The sequence below is a fragment of the Paenirhizobium naphthalenivorans genome (assembly GCF_007992095.1).
In the GTDB taxonomy this organism is placed as follows: Bacteria; Pseudomonadota; Alphaproteobacteria; order Rhizobiales; family Rhizobiaceae; genus Allorhizobium; species Allorhizobium naphthalenivorans.
Map to the genome: position 1 here is coordinate 19,466 of NZ_BJZP01000023.1, position 17,623 is coordinate 37,088.

Sequence of the window (17,623 nt, forward strand, 5' to 3'; positions counted from 1 at the left end):
GGCCTCCGAGGCGTCACTTCAGACATGTCGAACCTTCTCGATCACCCACTCTTGCAGCCGTTTCGCTGTATTTTGTGCGTTCGCCTCGCCGAGGTCCTGGGGAAAAATACTGAACATCGGGCCGAGATGCTTCATGCGGGGAACGGTCTTGTCCTTGGCGTCGCGATACTCTTCCGTTTCCATACCGAAGGCCTCGATGATCAAAATAGCGGTTCCATGGTCCTTGTAGGTTGCTTCCAGGATGAAATCCGGCCGGCAGGGCCCAAGCGGTGTTTCGATTGCAAAGAGCGGCTTGGTGATCTTGATTCGGAGATCAGGAATGCTTTCAAATAGCGACCCCTGAAGCCAGAAGAGGAGATGGCACACATCTCTTTCGAAACCGGATTCCACCGGAAACAGCGTGTCGCCATTGTAGACCGGCTGGGCGTAGGCCTGGACAGCCCGCGCTGGCCCTTCGTCGTCGTCGCCGAAGTCCACGTTAAGCAAACCGAGGAAGGGGCCTCGATGTGCCGGGTCGCCGCGCAAGGGTTGTCGCACTTTCCCGAGCACCTCGATTGAACGCGAGGACGAGGCGGGCATGATTGCCTGCGCGGAAACGCTTTTCGCAAAAAGCAGCATGAAGCCGGTTCGGCGAAGCGTTCCGGGCCAGTCCGGACGTGAGGTTTCGAGCAGGCGTTGCCAGCGGCTACCTGATGCCCAGTAGTCGGCCGCCCACGTCGACAGCAAGGCGTTGAGAGACCATGTTCTCAAGACCCGAAGGTGCCTGGCAGCGGCGCGCAGCTCTGACAGCTGATTTCGAAGCGAAGGGTCGTGGTCATCCTGCAGTGGCGGAACGGCATTCATGCCAGCGTCATCAAGCAGGCGCCATAGGATGCCGCCGAGCCTGGACGGCCTGTCGTTGCGTTCCGTCGAGCGGTTAATCTCGTGGTTTGCGACGTCAGCAAGGCGGTCTGGAATGGCCGGCAATGCATCGATGTAACTCTGATCAGTTTTTCGGAGAGGCCGAATGTGATAGCTACGGTCGATGAGCGCCGGCGTGGCGTCCTTATCCACGTGAAATGGGCAGGTGCTTGTATGATTTGGCCGCTCTTCATGTCGAAGAGGGTCCTCGTCCTTTGATGTCAGTCGTCGCAGCGTATAGGTATGCTCTTGCCGGATCGGGGCAAGTAGTGGCTGGAACCGGCCGGCGAGACAGTCGCACTCGATCCAGCCGTTCATCACTTTGGCTTGCCGGATCACAGCGAGAGCGATTGCCTTATCGGCATTGGAAGCAGCGTCGCCGTACCAGGCGCGCAGTGCTGCGGCTTCTTCCTCGGTGAGCTCTGCCAGACAGTGAGCGGGGCCGTTTCTGACAACTATCCGCATGAATTTTGCGAACCCACAGGATGCAGGTCTTCCTCCGGTCCTGCGGACCAAGCAGCTCCACTTGCATGGGCGGATAGGGCCGGTGTAGGAAGCATAACAAGCTTGTGAACTGCCCCGTTTAAAATATGGACAACAATTGGTTTACGCTTGGGCGGTGTGGTTTGCAGTCGACGGGTAACGGATGAGCAAAAGAGTTTCAAGGATATTTCCAATGCGCCGCCATGGCGCGCCTTGCCGTCACCTTGTCGGCATGTGCGTCTGTCGCTGCGTAAGTACGGTCCTGTCCGGGGATGGTGGCCGATGCCTCGTCTGAAACGCGAGCCGCCTGTCGAGGCCGTCGACATTTCTGTACTCGACTCCCTGTCGTTCCAGGAGAGGCTTGCCATTGGCCTCGAACGGTTGAAGGCCCAGCGCAAGTTGACAAATCGGGATCTGGCCGAGCAACTCGGCGTGCACGAAGCATATATATCGCAGGTGACGCGTGCGCTGCGGGACGTCAAGCTGTCGACGCTCGACAAGATGCAGCGTGAGTGGGATGTTGTCATCGAGGATTTACTCAAGATCACCGAAGCCGACCTCCCTCGGGTAGCGGTCTGGAAAGCCCGCCGCAAGAAACAGAAATCTGCCGAGACAGACCAGTGAGCGCTAGTGGTTCAGGTTGAACCAGAACCTCTCTTTCACCCCGTCCTCGTTTGGAATATCGAAATAGTAGGGATCCGCGCGCCGCGGGCGCGGAGTGGCGACCTGCTGTATGCAGCTTTCGCCATCCCGATTGCTGTTGAAGTAGTGGCCCGAGGTCCCGCAGACATTGACCGTTTTGATGCACTGGTTGGGTTCACCCCGCCAATTGTTGTCGCCGCCTGAAGAAGAGTAGCCGACAGTCGTTCCCGCGGGGCAATCCTCGTAGGTTTCGTGGCCCGGCTTACCGGAATTGGCCTCGTGGCAAATCGGCCAGGAGAAGCCGGGCTTGGACATGGCGGTGATGAGTTTTTGCATGGGTGGAACGCAATAGGGGACGCCATGCCAGGATGGGCTTTTCGATGCGGCACACAGCAGAACCTGACATCCCCATTCGGCGTCCTGTGCCTTTGCTGACACCCCAGAAAACGTGCTTATCAAGCCTGCGGCCAAGAACATGATCGCTTTCACCGTCCGTCTCCTTTGAGTGATCTATTGGATCTGCACCCAGGTGCCGTCGATTTTCGCAAAAGACAGGGTGCCGGGCTGCGTCGTACCCGCGAAGGAACCGCTTGTTGTTGTGATGATGCCGGTACAGGTGACACCGGGTACGGCCTGACGAGGTTTGCACTCCGAGATGCGGATCGAGCGGCCCGATTTGGCGATCGCGGCACTCGCTTGACTGTCGTCGGGAAAGTCAAATGTCGGCTGCCGTTGAAGCTCACTCTCGAGCCGCGCGACCTCCTGTTCAAGCTCCGCCATCCTGTCGGCCCGTTCAAACTCGTTGATCGTGTACCCGCCGGCAGATCCCACGACGAAAGCAATGCCGGCGGCGACAAGCGATCCGTAGTCGAGCTTCTTCATCGGCAACCTCAATATCCTTCGATCCCGAGGCGCTTCAGGATAGCGATCGGATTGGTTTCGCACTCCGATTTCCATTCGCGATGCTTGGCGCAGGCGTAGGCGTATTGGCTAAGGTCGGCCGAAGACAGGTCTGCAAGCCTGTTGCCAACCGCCTTCCATTGCTGCACGTCTGCCGGATCACAACCAGCACCGCCCGCACCGCAAAAGTCCGGATCGCGTTGCTCGATCTGGGTTTGGGTGGCGCCGTCCTGCGCGCCGGCGGCAACCGGAGAAACAGCCAGTAGAATGGCAATAATGGTCGAAGTTTCGAAAGGGCGTTTCATTTAACCTCCGTGCACCTGCGTGAACGACAGTGCTTTGTCGGGAGTGACGGGCAGGGGCAGAGGAAGCCCCTCTTCTGTGGCCGACGCGGGGCCATCAGACACATCACCAGGCTCTGGCGATGCATTGCAGAGCCAGGGAGGAGACAGGTCAGGCGACGACCAGATGCCGAAACCAAGCCCTCTCGCCCTTCTTTCAATATCGAAATAGGCCGGGACTTGGGGTTCATTACGATAGTTGAAGGCGTAGCCGATCCCTTCCGCGATTGCCGTCGCTGCAAGATTTGTCTCGCCAACAAAACAATGCGCGATCAGGTTCTTGTTGCTGTCGCGACCTATAGGCGCGCAGTTGACGTCCTGGCCAAGAGTTCGAAGGATCATCCAGGCACGCGAGACCTGACCGACAGGCCATGTCACACCTTCGGTCGTTGCGTTCTGCGCCAGTCTGGGGGCTTCATATCCAGCCAGACGGATAAGCTGACGCGTTTTGACGAACTCGAATGTGGTGCCATCAATGACCTGAACCTTGCCGTATATCTGACGGGGAACGTCGGATGGGCGGGCTTGCGCCAGCGTCCCTGTCGGGATGAGGGCGAGGACAATCGTCAAGATGGTGGCAAGCTTCATCGCGACACTCCGGCTTGTTGCATCAGAACAGAGACGGGGTGCGGCAAATCGGAATAGTCCCAAAGACCCGCGCGGGCGGTGCGGGCGCTTTCCTCGGCGACTCTATATCCGGGAACAATGACCTGGCCAGTGCTGTCGACTGCCGCAAATCCCCATCCTTGCGCGATAACGTAGGTCGCAAGATCATATCGGTGCTCCCCGGCAGTCGTCTGGCATGCAACCACGGCATTGTTCTGGTCGACCAACTGAATGGTGGCGCAGACGGGCTTTGTGTCCCTGACCAACGCCTGCATCATGATCACGTTGAGTTCACCGCAGTCGCGCGAAGTCCCCTGAGATAGGGCAACGGTAGTCCCGCGCAGGCATGACTGTAGACCATAGAGCCGGTACCGTCGCCCGTTTGAGACCCAGCTATCGCCGGTCTCAAACTGCGCATGCGTCGGGAATGGTGTGAATGCGGAAGATGGCGGAAGCGCCGCGTCTTCCGTGGGAGGAGCATCAGCTTGCGATGCCTGGACGGGAACGACCGGCAGCCTAGAAGGCTGCATTTGTGTTAACTCGCCACCGGTGAGCATCGGCATTATGACGAAGCCTGCGTAGAAGCCGGAGACTGCGATCGTGGAAATAAGCATCAAAGTTCCGATCCGCATCAGTGCATTGTCGGATTTGCGCGGTAACGCTCGCCGTAGGGATGGAGGAAATGGGCGCTGGCCCAGATACCGGCTTTCGTTCCTCGCGCGCCTTGTTCCGCCCGAGCATATTCCGGGAAGATGGGCTGGCCAGTCCGATCACGGAAAGCAAACGCCACTCCTTTGCTGATCAGCACCTCGGAAAGTGATCGCACCGTGTCTCCGTCCATGAAAAAGCATTCCGCATATCGAACCGTCGGCTCGCCTGGGGTCCGCCCGAGCTCATGGCAGGGGAATGCAGTGCCAGCGATAGCCTGTACCTCGCCGATGGTCGCCGTCATCGCGGCAAGCGAGATCATGGCACAGGTGGCTCTGACACCCGAATATTCGAGTGGCTCGGTCGAAAGGCAACCCTGAAGGCCTGCGAGTTTAATGATCGTTCCATCCGCAGCGAGAAACGCGCTGCCGCCCAACGCGGCTTTCGGGCTGACACTTTGAAGATCGAGTCGCGTTGTGATCGAGGATGTATCGAGTGGTGTTGGCGACGCGGGGACCAGGTCCTGCCCCTGAACATAGGCCTGCTGGTAGTAGCTCACGAACTCCCCAGCCGCATCCGCCCTCACTGTTTCGGGCAGTGAGACCAGAGCACCAAAAAGGCCATAAATGAGGTGGCGAGAAGATCGCCATGCGCCATTCTTCATGTTCGCATCCGTCACCTGTTGACTTTTTTGAACATGCACGAAATTGTACTGTAGTGCAAGTATGGAAAAGCTCTGAAAATTGAGGTAAGGTTGTTCAGACGTTTGATTTGTGTGTGGGGATAAGAGGATGGCGATGTATCGGAAGGCGCTCACGGTCTTCACTCTTCCATTCCGCGCTGTTTGGTTGTTGATCAAGATTGCAGGCTTTTTGCTGGTGTCAGCGGCATGCCTTCTGGTTGCGGCCTTCGTCGGCTACTGGATCGTCCTGACGGTTTCCTATGCTTTTCTGCCGCTTGAAACGACCGAGAACATTTGGGCGTGGGCTTCCAATCTCTATGATCGATTGGCTTGGTTCAAGGCGGCGACAATCGCCGCGTTCTTGCTGCTCATCCTCCCGATCCTTCGGTTTTGGCCGGGCGGAGATCCGATTGTCGAGGCGTTACGTGAGCGCGACATGAGGCGGTTTCAGGAGGGCGTAGTCGCAGCCCGACTACAGGAAGAAGTAAGAGCAAAGCTTCGCGGCCGATAAGAGAAAGCGTTTCCCTCGTGTCAGGTGGGGAGCGAAGGCAACTTGCCGAATCGGATGGATTTCGATCTTCCGCATGCGAACGTGTGGGCGGGATCGGTTGATCGTGACATCGGTTTCGGCTCAAAGGGTGAGAAATCCAATGATAGTCAAACCTCTCTCGCTCGCCATATCGACCTTCAAAGGCGGGGCCGGAAAGTCGACCCTGAACGTCAATCTTGCTGCGGAGTTCGCCCAGCAAGGTCACAGGACGCTTCTGATCGATTGCGACGAGCAGGAATCGTCGACGCGCTGGTTTAATGTATCCATGAAGCGGGGGCTGTTACCGACCGACGGAACATTGTTACATTTGCGCGTAGCGCCGGGAGACAGATTCCGTGAGCGACTCGACAAGGCTCCGGAGGCAGATATCCGGATCTATGATGTCGGCGGTTATGTGCATCAACGTGCGATCGAGGTTTACCACGAGTGCGATGCAATCCTCATTCCGGTCATTCCTGAGCCGACGGCTGCAACATCGGCAATCAAAGTCGCTACAATTTTGACGGAGATAGGCCGGAAGCGGGATCGTGGGCCGATCCCCTACGCGGCGATCTGGAACTACGTGGACATGATTGCGCTCAAACATAATCGATCCCTTCCCGAGGTTCATGCCATCCTGGCGAGCGGCCGGATTCCGATGGTTGAGACAGTCATCCGCAAGAGCAACCATTTCAGCGATGTCGGGGCGGGTTATGGTTCCCTCTACTCCAAGCTTGCGGGTATCGCAGACAATCCGTCGTTGACGCCGTCGGCCAAACAGCGGGCGTCAGAAAGCGTGCTCGACGCAATCGATCTGGTGAAGAGGATCAACAACGAGTTCATCGGACTTCTGCAGGCGGAGGCCGCCTAAACGATGTCGAGGGAAAGAACGCCTGCCGGAAACATTCTCGCCCTTGCCCGATCCCGTGAAGAGCAGGTTAAGGACGTGGAGGAGGCCGCGACATCGTATATGCCGACGACCATCGACCTCGACACACTCATGCCCGATGGTGATGCACAACGAGAGGAAACAGCGTCTTCTGAGGCCGATGTGCCTAAGGCCCACACGCCAGCCAGGCAAGAACGCAAGGGGCGACCTGTGGCGCCGGCGCCGGCCAAGGCGGATGGCGTGTCCAGCAAACGAAAACGGATATCGCTCTATCTCGAAGACGACGTGTTGACGAAGATTTTCAGGGTTTCGTTGGAGAGCCATGAGCAACTGTCGTCGGCAACGCACAGGCTCATCCTGGAGGCGCTGAAGGCGAGGGGGCTGTAGATCGCATGCGACAGCCGCCCATCATGTTTCGCCTACCAGATCACGTCCTGAGGAATGTCGACGCTCTCGCCGGGCGGCTCGACGTCTCCGTCAACATCGTCGCCAAGCTGATCGTCACCAGGGAGATCATGCACGTTCCCGCAATGCTCGAGGAACATGATCGGCAAATGGCGAACATGCATCAGTTTCTCCGCGAACTTGCCTGGCGCAATGAGGCATTTTTAGCGCAAGAGGTCGGACACGCCGAGGGCACCAGATTGATTGCACAGAAGCTGGATGAGGTGATGGGGTCCATCGACGCCATCCGCGATGCCGCCTTTGTTCGGCCGTCGTCTTACATTGTCGAGCTCATCAGGAAACACGATGAACAAGGTCTCCAGAAATCCCTCGAAGTCTAGACCTGAAGGTCGGCGACTGCCGAGCTATCTTGATTTGATCGAAGACGATCTGCGCCGACGTGGCGGCGGCGGAGGCGGAAAACCATCGCCGGCCGGCCAGAGCAAGAGACCGTCGACCAAGCATGCCGGCGCGGCCTCGGCGATTAGCCGGGCCGCGGGCAACAATGCTGTGGTGGTCAAGGTCCTGTCCTATGGTGCCGGTGCTGGTTCCGCCCGTAACGTGCTTGCCTACCAGAGCAAGGAAGAAAAGGCTCAGGATCAGGACGGTCGCGAAGTATCGGATCTGAACGAAGCGGTGCGTTCATGGGAAAGGGATTTCGGCAATCGCAAGGGGAGCAGCGACGTGCTGCGTCTGACTTACGAGCTTGAAAACACCCGCCGGGAAGGCGTAGCCCGCGCACTTGCTTCACTCGCCGCCGACGGTTTTCATAAAGCCGGCGACCCTGCAAGAACCTACGCCTTCAGTGTGAGCGACGGCGTAAACGGGCAAACAAGATTGCATTTCGCACTCGTTATTGCTCATGAAAAGAAGGACAGGTCGGATCGAAGCACCGGCAATCGCATTCCAGGAGAACTCGATGTGGCGCATGCGATCGATGCACGCCTGGATGAAGCTTTCCGGAAAGAGGGGCTCACCCCGATCTCGCGATACCCCGCCGAGTTCTCGTCAGGCCCGAAAGGGCTAACGGCGACGCTGCACGCCATGCAGCGCAAGGGCGCGGAGGTGACGCTTTCGACGACGACGCATGTCGAGGAGCGCCCTGGCAGGAGCGGACGTTATCTCCATGGCACTGAGCGGCGCGAAATCACCACTGCTGATCACAAGCAGCTTGCGGCAGAAGGGAAAGTCGTTGGCGCTCTGATGCAGACCCGACAGCCGCGGGATTTCATGCACCTGTTGCTGTCAGGACCGGCAAATGTCGATCGCGAAAAGCTTATTGACGCTGGCCGTGATTTCCTGAGAGAGCAATTTTCAGGGCACCGCTATGCCTCGGCAGTCCACAATCGCAGCGATCTCGACAAGCATCCACACATGCATGTGATTGTCGCCCTGCGTAACTCCAATGGCAAAATGCTCAATCCGAACATCCGCGATTTTACCGAATGGCGGCTCCGTTTCGCCGACAAGGCCCGTGAACGTGGCATCCCGATCGATCGTCAAAAGCGCCTCGAGCGGGCCGGCCCGCCTCCCGTGAAGCGTTGGGAATGGGAGATGTTCCGGCGGATGGGAGCCACGGCTCCGAGCAACGTCGTCGACAAAGTCCTGGCAAAGATTCGAGATACACCGACTTCTCCCAGATTGCAGGATGCTCAAAAGCGGCTCGATCAGAGCCGGCGCTCAGTCGGACTTGTTCTGAAGATGCTGGACGGGATAGCAAAGGACCGATCCGCTCCCAGCACGGCGCGCGAACTTAGTCAGGACCTGTCTATAGGGCTCCAACGTGAATACCAGCGGCTTGAAACAGCCGTCCGTGCCGGTCGTGACCCAACAAACGAAAAAGGAGCAGAGCACATGCTGAGATCCACACCTATAAGCGCCGCCCAGGCGAAGGCCGCGAAGGAGACTCTGGCGAGCACCGCCGTTAGCCTGGCTACAAAGATTGCCAATCCATCCGATCGGCTGATCTTCGAGCAGGCAACCAAGATCATTGGGAAAGTCGTTGGGCTCCAACTCGACTCACGCGTGGCCAAAAACCGCGATCTCGGTGAAGTCGGGAAAGACAAAAGCGGCCTTGATAGTTTGGCGACGAAATCTGCGGCCGGTCGAGATCACGTTGCAGAGCAGGGTGTCGTCAACAAGAGTTCGAACAACCGGACGATCGATCAAACGCGCATTGCCCGGTCCAATGCCGAGCACGACAGGCCCGAAGCCGATCGCGACCGTGACAAGACCCAACAACGTACGCGAGAGGCGCAAAAATCGGTCAAGCTTCGCGCTCCTCAGGAAAAAGATCGGGACCGCAGTCGCTGAAACGTTCTCCACCCTGCATCTAGGCTGAGCGACGCCGGTTCGAACTCAAGATTCTTTGGATCTCGTCGTTGAGCCATCGGGCTTCCATGGTTTCAGAGGGATAGGGAAATTGCGGATTCGTTTCGAGCGGAGAAGGAACAGGTTGATCACCTTGCACCCCAAAATAGTGGATGCCGGTTATGCCCGCCTCACTTGCTGCAAGCAGTCCCGCGGCGGTGCTACTGACCAATATGGTCTCCTTCTTTTCGACACCGTACCACTCGATCGCACGCAACACCGTATTAGCGGTAACCCTGCGGCGCCGCCCATCTCGAACTTGAAGGAGCGCGGGTTCTTGCAAAAAAGTGCCCCATCGCATCCAGAAGTCCGGTACGGCGCCTCGAGTCTTCAATAGATCGTCGAGTATCCGGGTCAGAGCCACGAATTCAGAGCTGCCGTGGGTTCCGCCGTCCATGCCCCTTGTGTCCGAAATAAAGCCGAAACGAACCCCCGCCTCACGAAGCTGCTGCAGCATCTGGACAAACACGTTGCTGACATCCCCCAACATAAAGTCGCGGGTGGAATTATTCAGTCGCAAAAGGGTGCCATCTCTTTCAAAGATGACAAGGCCCGTTGAACCAATTCTTCGCAAAATGCTGTCGCTGATGTTCATTGCCTGGCGATCAAAGCTGGCCGCCAGCTTTGCCTTCTTGAAACGAAAAACTTCAGTCCGTCCCTCCCGGTTCTGGTTGGCTTCCAGTAATACCGGTCAAGCGGTCATGAGCGCTGGCATTTCGACTTCCCGCTTGGAAAACGAACGGCCCGAATACAGGGGGACGCTGACCTGCAGGCTCTGTTGCATTTGCGCCCGCACGCGCTGTGAGACCTCGAACACTCCACAGCACACCGGAAATCTGCCATAGCCATCTGCGCGACCGAGCTCATCGAACTCAGCTCCGGCGCGCTTGTACAATCTCCGCATTTGCGGTTCATAGTTCGAGATCAGGGTATCGATGCCGTTATCGAGGGCAACTTCGCAAAGCGCCAGAAGGAGCAGACAAAAGGCACGATCAGGACGTAGGTCAAGGAGATCGCGGTCTATTGCCTCTTCGTCTATGCACATACGTGTCCCTTCCCAGATTCCCGGTGCGATGAGATCGCATGCATTGGGGAATGTCTCACGGAAGACGTCGTATAAAAGTGTGGGACCCGTCGTCGGCATGAGGCGGACCGATCCGTAGAGTTTCTCTGTGCTGTCATCACACCAGAACAGATAGGCAGGATGCAGATCGTCATATTGGTCGCGCTCGCAAGCGCCGGATACGCTAACCTTCCAGCATAATTGATCCGCAAACACTCTCTTGCGCAGTCGAAACGATTGATCAAGCAGATGCCGGTACCTGTCGAATTCGTGGGCTTGCACAAGAAGATACATCTTTGCCTCCATCGTTTGATGGTAAGCAACATGAAGATTGCTCGGATAACGATAAATACCCCAAGATGGTACCCCCAACTAGGGGTATTGCGAAAACGCCCATATTCGATAACGGCCGTCGCAAAGCCAGCAAATGTGTCTTTCATCCGCGAGCGTTTCGTGCCTGCTAAGGGAAAATGAGTGTTAGACCGTCCGGAAGCCGTTTCCCAGCAGTCAACTGGTTGACTGACTGCATCAGCGACTGCCTGTCGACGCGGAAATGGCGGTATAGATCGCGGATCGTTCCGGTTTGTCCAAAATGCTCGACGCCGTGGGAGATCGTCCGGTGCCCCGCAACGGCGCCCAGCCAAGACAAGGTCGCCGGGTGTCCGTCGATGACGGTAACGATGTCGCAGTCGCGAGGCAGGGGATCGAGCAGCGTCTCGATATGACTCCGCGCTCTCGGATTGCCGCGCGCGCTCCCTCTGCGCGGCCGTCCACCCGGCATTGAGACGGTCGGCCGACGTTACGGCGAGCACGCCGATGTCCCGTCTCGCTTCGCCGATCACACCAGCAGCGGCGATAGCCTCGTCGGCGACCGCGCCCTGATAGGCGATGACGACAGCGCAGTTCGGCCCCGGCTTGCGCAGCCAATAGGCGCCATCGATGGCGCCCTGCCGGAAGTCGTCGTCGACGCGCTTTGCCGGTTGCTCGAGCGGCTTGGTGGTGAGGCGCAGATACACCGACCCGCCGGTCTCGTCGCGCAGCCATGTGCGCTCGTCCCTCTGTCCTTCACCGTCGCGCTGTAGATAGTCGAAAGCCCATTCCATGATGACGGCAAGTTCGTCGGCAAAGGCGGGCTCGAACGCCGCCAGCCCATCCTGGCTCATGCCGATCAAGGGCGTTCCGATGGACTGGTGCGCACCGCCCTCGGGAGCCAGTGTTATGCCCGAGGGCGTGCCGACGATGATGAAGCGCGCATCCTGATAACAGGCGTAGTTGAGCGCATCGAGGCCGCGGCACACGAAGGGATCGTAGACTGTGCCGATCGGTATCAGCCGCTTGCCGAATAGGGAGTGGCTGAGGCCGGCCGCGCCGAGCAGCAGGAAGAGGTTCATCTCGGCGATGCCCAGTTCCACATGCTGCCCCTTCGGCGTAAATTCCCATTTCGCGGTCGAGGGGATGCGGTACTCGATGAAGGCATCCGCCATGGCCTCGCGGGCAAAGAGCTTGCGCCGGTTGACCCAAGGACCAAGACTGGTCGTGCCGGTGACGTCCGGCGACGTCGTTAATATGCGAGCGGCCAGTTTGCTTTCGCCCTTGGCGAGATCGTCGAGGATCTTGCCGAAGGCGGCTTGGGTCGATATCTCGCGCGCGCTGTCGATTTCGATCGGCGGGACGTCGATGTGCGCGTCATCGTGGCGCCGGGGTCCCTTCGAGAAGAAAGGCACGTTCGCAAGAAACTGCTTCAGGCCGGGAATGTCGCCGACACTGGCGAACGGTTCCCACTCCTGCCCGGCGGCAATGCCCATATGCGCCTGCCAGTCGGCGAACTGCTTGCTGTTCATCAGCCCGCCGTGGTTGTCCTTGTGACCGGCTATCGGCGTGCCCCAGCCCTTGATCGTATAGGCGAGAAAGCAGGTCGGGCGATCGGGATCAATCCGGGCGAAGGCATCTGCCATCGTCTCCACGCAGTTGCCGCCGAGATTTTCCATCAAGGCGGCAAGCTCGGAGTCGCTGCGGCGGTCGATGAGAGAGGATATGTCGCCCTGGTCGCCGAGGTCGTCCATCAGGCGTTTCCGCCACACCGCGCCGCCCATGAAGGTCAGCGCCGCGTAGTCCTGGTTGGGGCACCGGTCTATCCAGTCCCGCAGCCGGTCTCCACCCGGCTCCTCAAAGGCTGTGCGCTGCAGGGCGCCGTATTTGACGCGAACGACATCCCAGCCGAAGGCATCGAAAATTTTCTCGATGCGCTCGAACAGTCCCTCGCGAACGATGCCGTCGAGGGATTGGCGATTGTAGTCGATGATCCACCAGCAATTGCGTAGGTCGTTCTTCCAGCCCTCCTGCAGGGTCTCGTAGATATTCCCCTCATCGAGCTCGGCATCGCCCATCAAGGCAACCATGTGGCCGCATGCCAGATCGTCCCCCCACTCCTTCGCCCGAATGAAGTCCTGGACGATGGAGGCCAGCGCCGTGATGCCGACGCCAAGCCCGACCGAACCCGTCGAGAAATCGACATCGTCTATATCCTTGGTTCGGCTGGGGTAGCTCTGCACGCCGCCCAAGCCACGGAAGTTTTCCATCTTCTCCCGCGTCTGGTTTCCCATGAGATAGTGTATGGCATGGAAGACCGGCGAGGCATGCGGCTTGACGGCGACCCTGTCCTCGGGCCGGAGCGCCGAAAAGTAGAGCGCCGTCATGATCGACACCATTGAGGCCGAACTGGCCTGATGGCCGCCGATCTTGATGCCGTCGACCTTGGGCCGGACATGATTGGCGTTGTGGATCATCCAGTGCGACAACCATAGCAGTCGCTGTTCGATGGTCTTGAGGTGCAGGCGTCGGAAATCTATCATCGGTGCGTCCACAACTGCGGTGAGGGGTCGGGCTCGGAAAGAGGGCTCAGCCCTCCCTGTAGTAATAGCTGTAGCCGTTGAGCGCCGGCGCGCCGCCGAGATGGGCATAGAGCACTCTCGATCCCTCCGGGAAAAAGCCCTTGCGCGTCAGGTCGATCATTCCCTGCATCGACTTGCCCTCGTATACCGGATCGGTGATCATTGCCTCGGTGCGAGCGGCGAGGCGGATGGCGTCGTTCGTCTCCTCCGAGGGAACGCCATAGGCCGGATAGGCGAAGTCCGGATTTATGACGATCTCGTCTTCGCGAACCTTGCGCCCCAGGCCGACCAGTTCCGATGTATTGTCGACGATCGCCCGCACCTGCGCCCGGGTCTGGTCGAGCGTACCGGAGGCATCGATCCCGATCACCCGGTCGGCGCGGTCCTGCGCGGCGAAACCGACGATCATGCCGGCCTGGGTGGAGCCCGCGACGACGCACACGACGATGTAGTCGAATTTGAAGCCGAGCGCCTCTTCCTGTTCCGCGACCTCTTCGGCGAAACCGATATAGCCGAGCGCACCGTATTTGTGCACCGATGCACCGGCGGGGATCGGGTAGGGCTTGCCGCCTTGATCCTTGACGGACTGGATAGCGTCCTCCCAGCTCTTGCGGATGCCAATGTCGAAGCCGTCGTCGACAAGGCGGCTGTCGGCGCCCATCAGGCGGGTCATCAGGATGTTGCCGACGCGATCATAAACGGCGTCATAGTGTGGCACCCAATTCTCCTGGATCACCACGCATTTCATGCCGATCTTGGCGGCGGTCGCGGCGACCATTCGTGTGTGGTTCGACTGCACCCCACCGATCGAGACAAGCGTGTCCGCACCCGAGGCGATTGCGTCCGGCACGGTATATTCCAGTTTGCGCAGCTTGTTCCCCCCATGGCGAGGCCCGAATTGCAGTCGTCACGCTTGGCGTAAATCTGCACCTTTCCACCCAGCGCTTCGGTCAGGCGTGGCAGATGCTCGATCGGAGTCGGCCCGAAGGTGAGGGGGTAGCGTTCAAAACTTGCGAGAAGGGACATCGGGGGCTCCGGAAAGGGTGGATCGGTGTTTGCACGTCACCCACAGAGTAATGGACCTTTGCTGAAAGGTGCTTCCGAAATCAGCCCTACTTATGTAGCCTATTGTATGAACGGGCGAATTAATGAAGAGAATGATCTCATCATAGGTAAAAATATGGAAGAATCTCTCAAGGGCTTATTGGACCGCGCGGATTTGCGCATCCTGCGAACGCTTCAGGCCGAAGGACGACTGACCAATGCGGAACTGGCGACCCGGGTCAATGCCAGCGCAGCAACCTGCCATCGACGCACCCAGCGCCTATTCGAAGAGGGCTACATTACCGGCGTTCGTGCCGAAATCGCACCGGCGTCGGTTGGCCTCGGGGCACTCGTTATGGTCGGCGTCGTATTGGATCGATCGACCCCGGACAGCTTTGCCGCATTCGAGGGGGCGGTCCTCGAACTGAAGGAAGTGCTGGACTGCAATCTGGTGGCTGGTGACTTCGACTATCTTTTGAAGATCCGCGTGCGCGACATGGCGGATTTCAACAAACTGCACGGCAACAAGCTGATCGCACTGCCCGGTGTCCGACAGACACGGACGTTTTTTGTCATGAAGAAAGTCAAGGACAATGCGCGCCTTCCATTCTAAGGTTGGGTCACTTCACAGGTATGGCGGCGCCGCACCCCCAAAAGGTTTGATCAGGCGCATCTGTATCGCCCGCGCGATGGTAAAGGTTATGGAGCCGCCTCCGAGTTTGTGGCGGGCTGACTTGATATAGGCGCGGATAGTATGCTCCGACAATTTTAACATGACCGCGATGTCGATGCTGTCTTTGCCCAAGGCCGTCCAATGCAGGCACTCGATTTCACGGCTCGAGAGTTGCGGAACCGGATCGTGTTCGCCGTGTAGCTGAAAGATAGCTTTATGATGGATGAGAAAGGCGACATCTGCCCATTCACTCCGGTATCGGCTGACGGTCTCGCTCCATTGATATGTAGACTGGTGTGAATTGATCGAGAAGAGTGCTCTGCGCGCCTTGTCGAGTATGGGAATGGAATAGCCGTTGGGACCGATCCCGTGATTATAGGCATCCAGCAGGAAGTCTCGGGCATTTATCGGCACTTCAACTTCACGCCAGTCGAACGGTATTTGCCTGATGAGGCCCTCACGAAGTATCGGGTCGATTTTGACATAATCGCGCAGCAGATAGCGGGAAACCCATGTCGGCCCGTAGGTGGTCCGGACGAACGGGGTGTCGACAACATCGGCCACCGTTAATGCGAGATGGTAGGTTACGAAGTCCAGACCATAGGCGCGCTGGAAGATTGGTAGGGCATCTTCGACGGTCGGTGCCGCTCCGACGTCTGCAAGAAGTTTTTCCACCCTGTTTGGTTGTTGCACTCCCATCAATCTTCCCCCTTGTGAGCAATCATTAAAGGTATTACATTTAACAAACAATCCTTGTGGCGGGGAAGTTGAAACGTCCGCCGGTTTGCAAAGTAGAACTGTCCGATCAGCCCCGATCTGAGCGGCTGATACCGGTTGCAAGATCAGATCGGGGCGGGTGAGGGACCACTTCTTCGGCTTTGGCTTTGAGACGCCTCACTCAGCAGCCTGCTGCCGCGACAGCGCCTTCTTTCGCCGCGCAATCACAGCCGGATCGTTGGTGAAGTCTTTGCGGCGACCAGGCCCACGAGCGCGTTTGACATAACCATTCTTGTCGCTGTTGCTCTTCACCTTCGGCTTGTCCTGCTGCTCCTGGCGTTCCTTGATATAGGCAAGAACATCACCCAACCGCTTGTTCTCGGTGATCGCCGCGTGTGTCACACGTTGATCCTTGGCAAACACCGTGTAGGGCAGGCGATGCCCTTTCCAGCGCACATCCAATCGACCGTCGGCATAAGCGTAGGTCTCGACATATTTGCCAACAAGGCCACGCGTGACGTCGGTTTCCTCCAGCATGATCCGCTGTCGCTCATACGAAAATGTCAGCTGCGATCCGACATAACGCTGTTCTCGCTTGCACAGGATCTCCTTCAATCGATCCGGTGCCAGGTTCACCGGTCGATGCAAATCCTCGGATCGGGCAGGGCAAACCGCAAAACGGGCATTGTAGTCCTCCATGAAGCCGGACAAAAAAGCATTGCCAGCCTCCATGCTGTCGATGCCGGCCAGCCGCAATTCCTTGACCAAGCGGTCCTGCAGCGTCCGGTTCATCCGCTCGACACGACCCTTGGCCTGGCTGGAATTTGCACAGAGAATCTCTATGCTTAGCTCGCAAAGCGCTCGCCCGAACTGCGTCATGCCCTGACCACCTCTGGCATCCTTCTTTGCCACCCGAAACACCGAATGTTTGTCTGAGTAAAAGGCAATCGGCGCGCCGTGGCACTGGAGATAGAGCTCCAATGCCTCGAAGTAAGTGAAGGCACTTTCGGACCGCACAAAGCGCAATTGCATCAGCTTGCCGGTCGCGTCATCAACGAACACCAGCAGTGAGCAGGGTGGTCCGCGATCCTCAAACCAACGATGCTCCGAACCATCAATCTGCACCAGTTCGCCATAGGCCTCGCGCCGCAACCGTGGCCGATGAAACGTCCGGCGCTGCTTGCGCGACAGCCAAATGCCAGCATCGACCATCCAGTTGCGCACCGTCTCGCGCGACACAAACAAGCCATCGCGCTCAGCCAGCTTCTCCGTCGCCAATGTCGGCCCGAAATCCGCATAACGCTCATGAACCAGCGCCACCGCATAATCACGAACACCGTCACTGATCCGGTTGTTAGAGGGTCGGCCGATCGCCTTGTGCCGGATCGACGCCGCGCCGCCAGTCCGCATACGCTCCAGCAGCCGACGCACCTGGCGCTCGCTCAGATCAAGAACATGCGCCGCTGACACAGTCGTCATCCGACCGGAAACAACCTTCGACAAAACCTCGATCCGCTGAAGATCGCGCTCGCTCATCGCTATCAATCCCTTCTGCAATCTCCCAGATGCCAATCAGACCCGGGGAGTGTGACATTCCAACTTTGCAGAAACAGGACACTTTAACTTTGCGGCTACAATCCTTGTCAAAGCTGATTAGAGATGCGACGCCGCTAGCCCGTTAGAAATGCGACACTGGCTCCGACAATCAGCCCCCGACCGTACCGGCTGGGCCGGGTTGCAAGGGTAGGGAGGGGGCGGGTGATGGAACTCCCTCTTCGGCTTTAGCTTCCTCAGTAGCAAT

Annotated in this window: 18 protein-coding genes and 2 pseudogenes; 7 read left to right on the plus strand and 13 right to left on the minus strand. The window is 58.3% G+C overall.

The window, feature by feature from the left end:
* Positions 1 to 18 precede the first annotated feature (18 nt).
* Positions 19 to 1,365 (minus strand): DUF8535 domain-containing protein, encoded by a 1,347-nt coding sequence (locus tag RNA01_RS18175; RefSeq protein WP_055971904.1) that lies wholly within the window; start codon positions 1,363 to 1,365, stop codon positions 19 to 21.
* A gap of 300 nt (positions 1,366 to 1,665) precedes the next feature.
* Here RNA01_RS18175 and RNA01_RS18180 point away from each other — a divergent pair, with 300 nt between their 5' ends.
* Positions 1,666 to 2,007, plus strand: coding sequence for a helix-turn-helix domain-containing protein (locus RNA01_RS18180; RefSeq protein WP_055971907.1), 342 nt, complete (start codon positions 1,666 to 1,668; stop codon positions 2,005 to 2,007).
* 3 nt (positions 2,008 to 2,010) lie between these two features.
* Here RNA01_RS18180 and RNA01_RS18185 read toward each other — a convergent pair whose 3' ends face one another.
* From RNA01_RS18185 to RNA01_RS18210, 6 genes are read right to left on the minus strand one after another with little or no spacing between them, the layout of a single operon-like run.
* The gene (locus RNA01_RS18185; RefSeq protein ID WP_055971910.1) at positions 2,011 to 2,502 is read right to left on the minus strand and encodes a hypothetical protein; all 492 of its coding nucleotides are present in this window, start codon (positions 2,500 to 2,502) and stop codon (positions 2,011 to 2,013) included.
* A gap of 33 nt (positions 2,503 to 2,535) precedes the next feature.
* A complete protein-coding gene (locus tag RNA01_RS18190) occupies positions 2,536 to 2,907 on the minus strand; it encodes a lactonase family protein (RefSeq protein WP_055972013.1) in 372 nt (123 codons plus the stop codon).
* An 8-nt stretch (positions 2,908 to 2,915) separates the two neighbouring features.
* Positions 2,916 to 3,230 (minus strand): hypothetical protein, encoded by a 315-nt coding sequence (locus RNA01_RS18195; RefSeq protein ID WP_055971913.1) that lies wholly within the window; start codon positions 3,228 to 3,230, stop codon positions 2,916 to 2,918.
* Entirely contained in the window at positions 3,231 to 3,854 is a 624-nt protein-coding gene (locus RNA01_RS18200) for a thermonuclease family protein (RefSeq protein ID WP_055971916.1), read from the minus strand.
* A complete protein-coding gene (locus RNA01_RS18205; RefSeq protein WP_055972016.1) occupies positions 3,851 to 4,486 on the minus strand; it encodes a thermonuclease family protein in 636 nt (211 codons plus the stop codon). Before RNA01_RS18205 ends, RNA01_RS18200 begins: the two co-directional genes overlap by 4 nt.
* 17 nt (positions 4,487 to 4,503) lie before the next feature.
* The gene (locus tag RNA01_RS18210) at positions 4,504 to 5,346 is read right to left on the minus strand and encodes a thermonuclease family protein (RefSeq protein ID WP_235916750.1); all 843 of its coding nucleotides are present in this window, start codon (positions 5,344 to 5,346) and stop codon (positions 4,504 to 4,506) included.
* On the opposite strand from RNA01_RS18210, the gene RNA01_RS18215 reads away from it, so the two are divergent.
* From RNA01_RS18215 to RNA01_RS18235, 5 genes are all read left to right on the plus strand, one after another.
* Positions 5,318 to 5,713: a hypothetical protein gene (locus tag RNA01_RS18215; protein ID WP_235916752.1), complete on the plus strand. Its 396-nt coding sequence runs from the start codon at positions 5,318 to 5,320 to the stop codon at positions 5,711 to 5,713. The two genes, RNA01_RS18210 and RNA01_RS18215, sit on opposite strands and share 29 nt — an antisense overlap.
* A gap of 103 nt (positions 5,714 to 5,816) precedes the next feature.
* Complete coding sequence (locus RNA01_RS18220) at positions 5,817 to 6,602, plus strand: ParA family protein (protein ID WP_235916754.1); 786 nt, start codon at positions 5,817 to 5,819, stop codon at positions 6,600 to 6,602.
* Positions 6,603 to 6,605: 3 nt separating this feature from the next.
* The gene (locus RNA01_RS18225) at positions 6,606 to 7,007 is read left to right on the plus strand and encodes a hypothetical protein (protein WP_055971927.1); all 402 of its coding nucleotides are present in this window, start codon (positions 6,606 to 6,608) and stop codon (positions 7,005 to 7,007) included.
* A gap of 5 nt (positions 7,008 to 7,012) precedes the next feature.
* The gene (locus tag RNA01_RS18230; RefSeq protein WP_055971929.1) at positions 7,013 to 7,405 is read left to right on the plus strand and encodes a hypothetical protein; all 393 of its coding nucleotides are present in this window, start codon (positions 7,013 to 7,015) and stop codon (positions 7,403 to 7,405) included.
* A complete protein-coding gene (locus RNA01_RS18235; RefSeq protein WP_235916756.1) occupies positions 7,371 to 9,377 on the plus strand; it encodes a relaxase/mobilization nuclease domain-containing protein in 2,007 nt (668 codons plus the stop codon). Before RNA01_RS18230 ends, RNA01_RS18235 begins: the two co-directional genes overlap by 35 nt.
* Before the next feature lie 19 nt (positions 9,378 to 9,396).
* Here the strand turns inward: RNA01_RS18235 and RNA01_RS18240 are convergent, their stop codons facing one another.
* From RNA01_RS18240 to RNA01_RS18255, 4 genes and pseudogenes are all read right to left on the minus strand, one after another.
* Positions 9,397 to 10,029: a hypothetical protein gene (locus tag RNA01_RS18240; protein ID WP_055971933.1), complete on the minus strand. Its 633-nt coding sequence runs from the start codon at positions 10,027 to 10,029 to the stop codon at positions 9,397 to 9,399.
* A 96-nt stretch (positions 10,030 to 10,125) separates the two neighbouring features.
* Positions 10,126 to 10,791, minus strand: coding sequence for an acyl-homoserine-lactone synthase (locus RNA01_RS18245; RefSeq protein WP_055972026.1), 666 nt, complete (start codon positions 10,789 to 10,791; stop codon positions 10,126 to 10,128).
* Between the two features lie 166 nt (positions 10,792 to 10,957).
* A pseudogene (locus RNA01_RS18250) lies at positions 10,958 to 13,349 on the minus strand (thiamine pyrophosphate-binding protein).
* 46 nt (positions 13,350 to 13,395) lie between these two features.
* Positions 13,396 to 14,414, minus strand: a pseudogene (locus tag RNA01_RS18255) (1-aminocyclopropane-1-carboxylate deaminase).
* Positions 14,415 to 14,568: 154 nt separating this feature from the next.
* Between RNA01_RS18255 and RNA01_RS18260 the strand changes: the two are divergent.
* Positions 14,569 to 15,045, plus strand: coding sequence for an Lrp/AsnC family transcriptional regulator (locus tag RNA01_RS18260; RefSeq protein WP_055971936.1), 477 nt, complete (start codon positions 14,569 to 14,571; stop codon positions 15,043 to 15,045).
* A 12-nt stretch (positions 15,046 to 15,057) separates the two neighbouring features.
* Here RNA01_RS18260 and RNA01_RS18265 read toward each other — a convergent pair whose 3' ends face one another.
* Together RNA01_RS18265 and RNA01_RS18270 are read right to left on the minus strand one after the other, a co-directional pair.
* Positions 15,058 to 15,804: a helix-turn-helix transcriptional regulator gene (locus tag RNA01_RS18265; protein WP_062653207.1), complete on the minus strand. Its 747-nt coding sequence runs from the start codon at positions 15,802 to 15,804 to the stop codon at positions 15,058 to 15,060.
* A gap of 195 nt (positions 15,805 to 15,999) precedes the next feature.
* Positions 16,000 to 17,358, minus strand: coding sequence for an ISNCY family transposase (locus RNA01_RS18270; protein ID WP_147181619.1), 1,359 nt, complete (start codon positions 17,356 to 17,358; stop codon positions 16,000 to 16,002).
* Positions 17,359 to 17,623 lie beyond the last annotated feature (265 nt).

Bases quoted from the DNA above. Each gene is read 5' to 3' on its own strand.
- RNA01_RS18175 (WP_055971904.1), bottom strand. From the start codon at position 1,365: ATGCGGATAGTTGTCAGAAACGGCCCCGCTCACTGTCTGGCAGAGCTC.
- RNA01_RS18180 (WP_055971907.1), top strand. From the start codon at position 1,666: ATGCCTCGTCTGAAACGCGAGCCGCCTGTCGAGGCCGTCGACATTTCT.
- RNA01_RS18185 (WP_055971910.1), bottom strand. From the start codon at position 2,502: ATGTTCTTGGCCGCAGGCTTGATAAGCACGTTTTCTGGGGTGTCAGCA.
- RNA01_RS18190 (WP_055972013.1), bottom strand. From the start codon at position 2,907: ATGAAGAAGCTCGACTACGGATCGCTTGTCGCCGCCGGCATTGCTTTC.
- RNA01_RS18195 (WP_055971913.1), bottom strand. From the start codon at position 3,230: ATGAAACGCCCTTTCGAAACTTCGACCATTATTGCCATTCTACTGGCT.
- RNA01_RS18200 (WP_055971916.1), bottom strand. From the start codon at position 3,854: ATGAAGCTTGCCACCATCTTGACGATTGTCCTCGCCCTCATCCCGACA.
- RNA01_RS18205 (WP_055972016.1), bottom strand. From the start codon at position 4,486: ATGCTTATTTCCACGATCGCAGTCTCCGGCTTCTACGCAGGCTTCGTC.
- RNA01_RS18215 (WP_235916752.1), top strand. From the start codon at position 5,318: ATGTATCGGAAGGCGCTCACGGTCTTCACTCTTCCATTCCGCGCTGTT.
- RNA01_RS18225 (WP_055971927.1), top strand. From the start codon at position 6,606: ATGTCGAGGGAAAGAACGCCTGCCGGAAACATTCTCGCCCTTGCCCGA.
- RNA01_RS18230 (WP_055971929.1), top strand. From the start codon at position 7,013: ATGCGACAGCCGCCCATCATGTTTCGCCTACCAGATCACGTCCTGAGG.
- RNA01_RS18235 (WP_235916756.1), top strand. From the start codon at position 7,371: ATGAACAAGGTCTCCAGAAATCCCTCGAAGTCTAGACCTGAAGGTCGG.
- RNA01_RS18240 (WP_055971933.1), bottom strand. From the start codon at position 10,029: ATGAACATCAGCGACAGCATTTTGCGAAGAATTGGTTCAACGGGCCTT.
- RNA01_RS18245 (WP_055972026.1), bottom strand. From the start codon at position 10,791: ATGTATCTTCTTGTGCAAGCCCACGAATTCGACAGGTACCGGCATCTG.
- RNA01_RS18260 (WP_055971936.1), top strand. From the start codon at position 14,569: ATGGAAGAATCTCTCAAGGGCTTATTGGACCGCGCGGATTTGCGCATC.
- RNA01_RS18265 (WP_062653207.1), bottom strand. From the start codon at position 15,804: ATGGGAGTGCAACAACCAAACAGGGTGGAAAAACTTCTTGCAGACGTC.
- RNA01_RS18270 (WP_147181619.1), bottom strand. From the start codon at position 17,358: ATGAGCGAGCGCGATCTTCAGCGGATCGAGGTTTTGTCGAAGGTTGTT.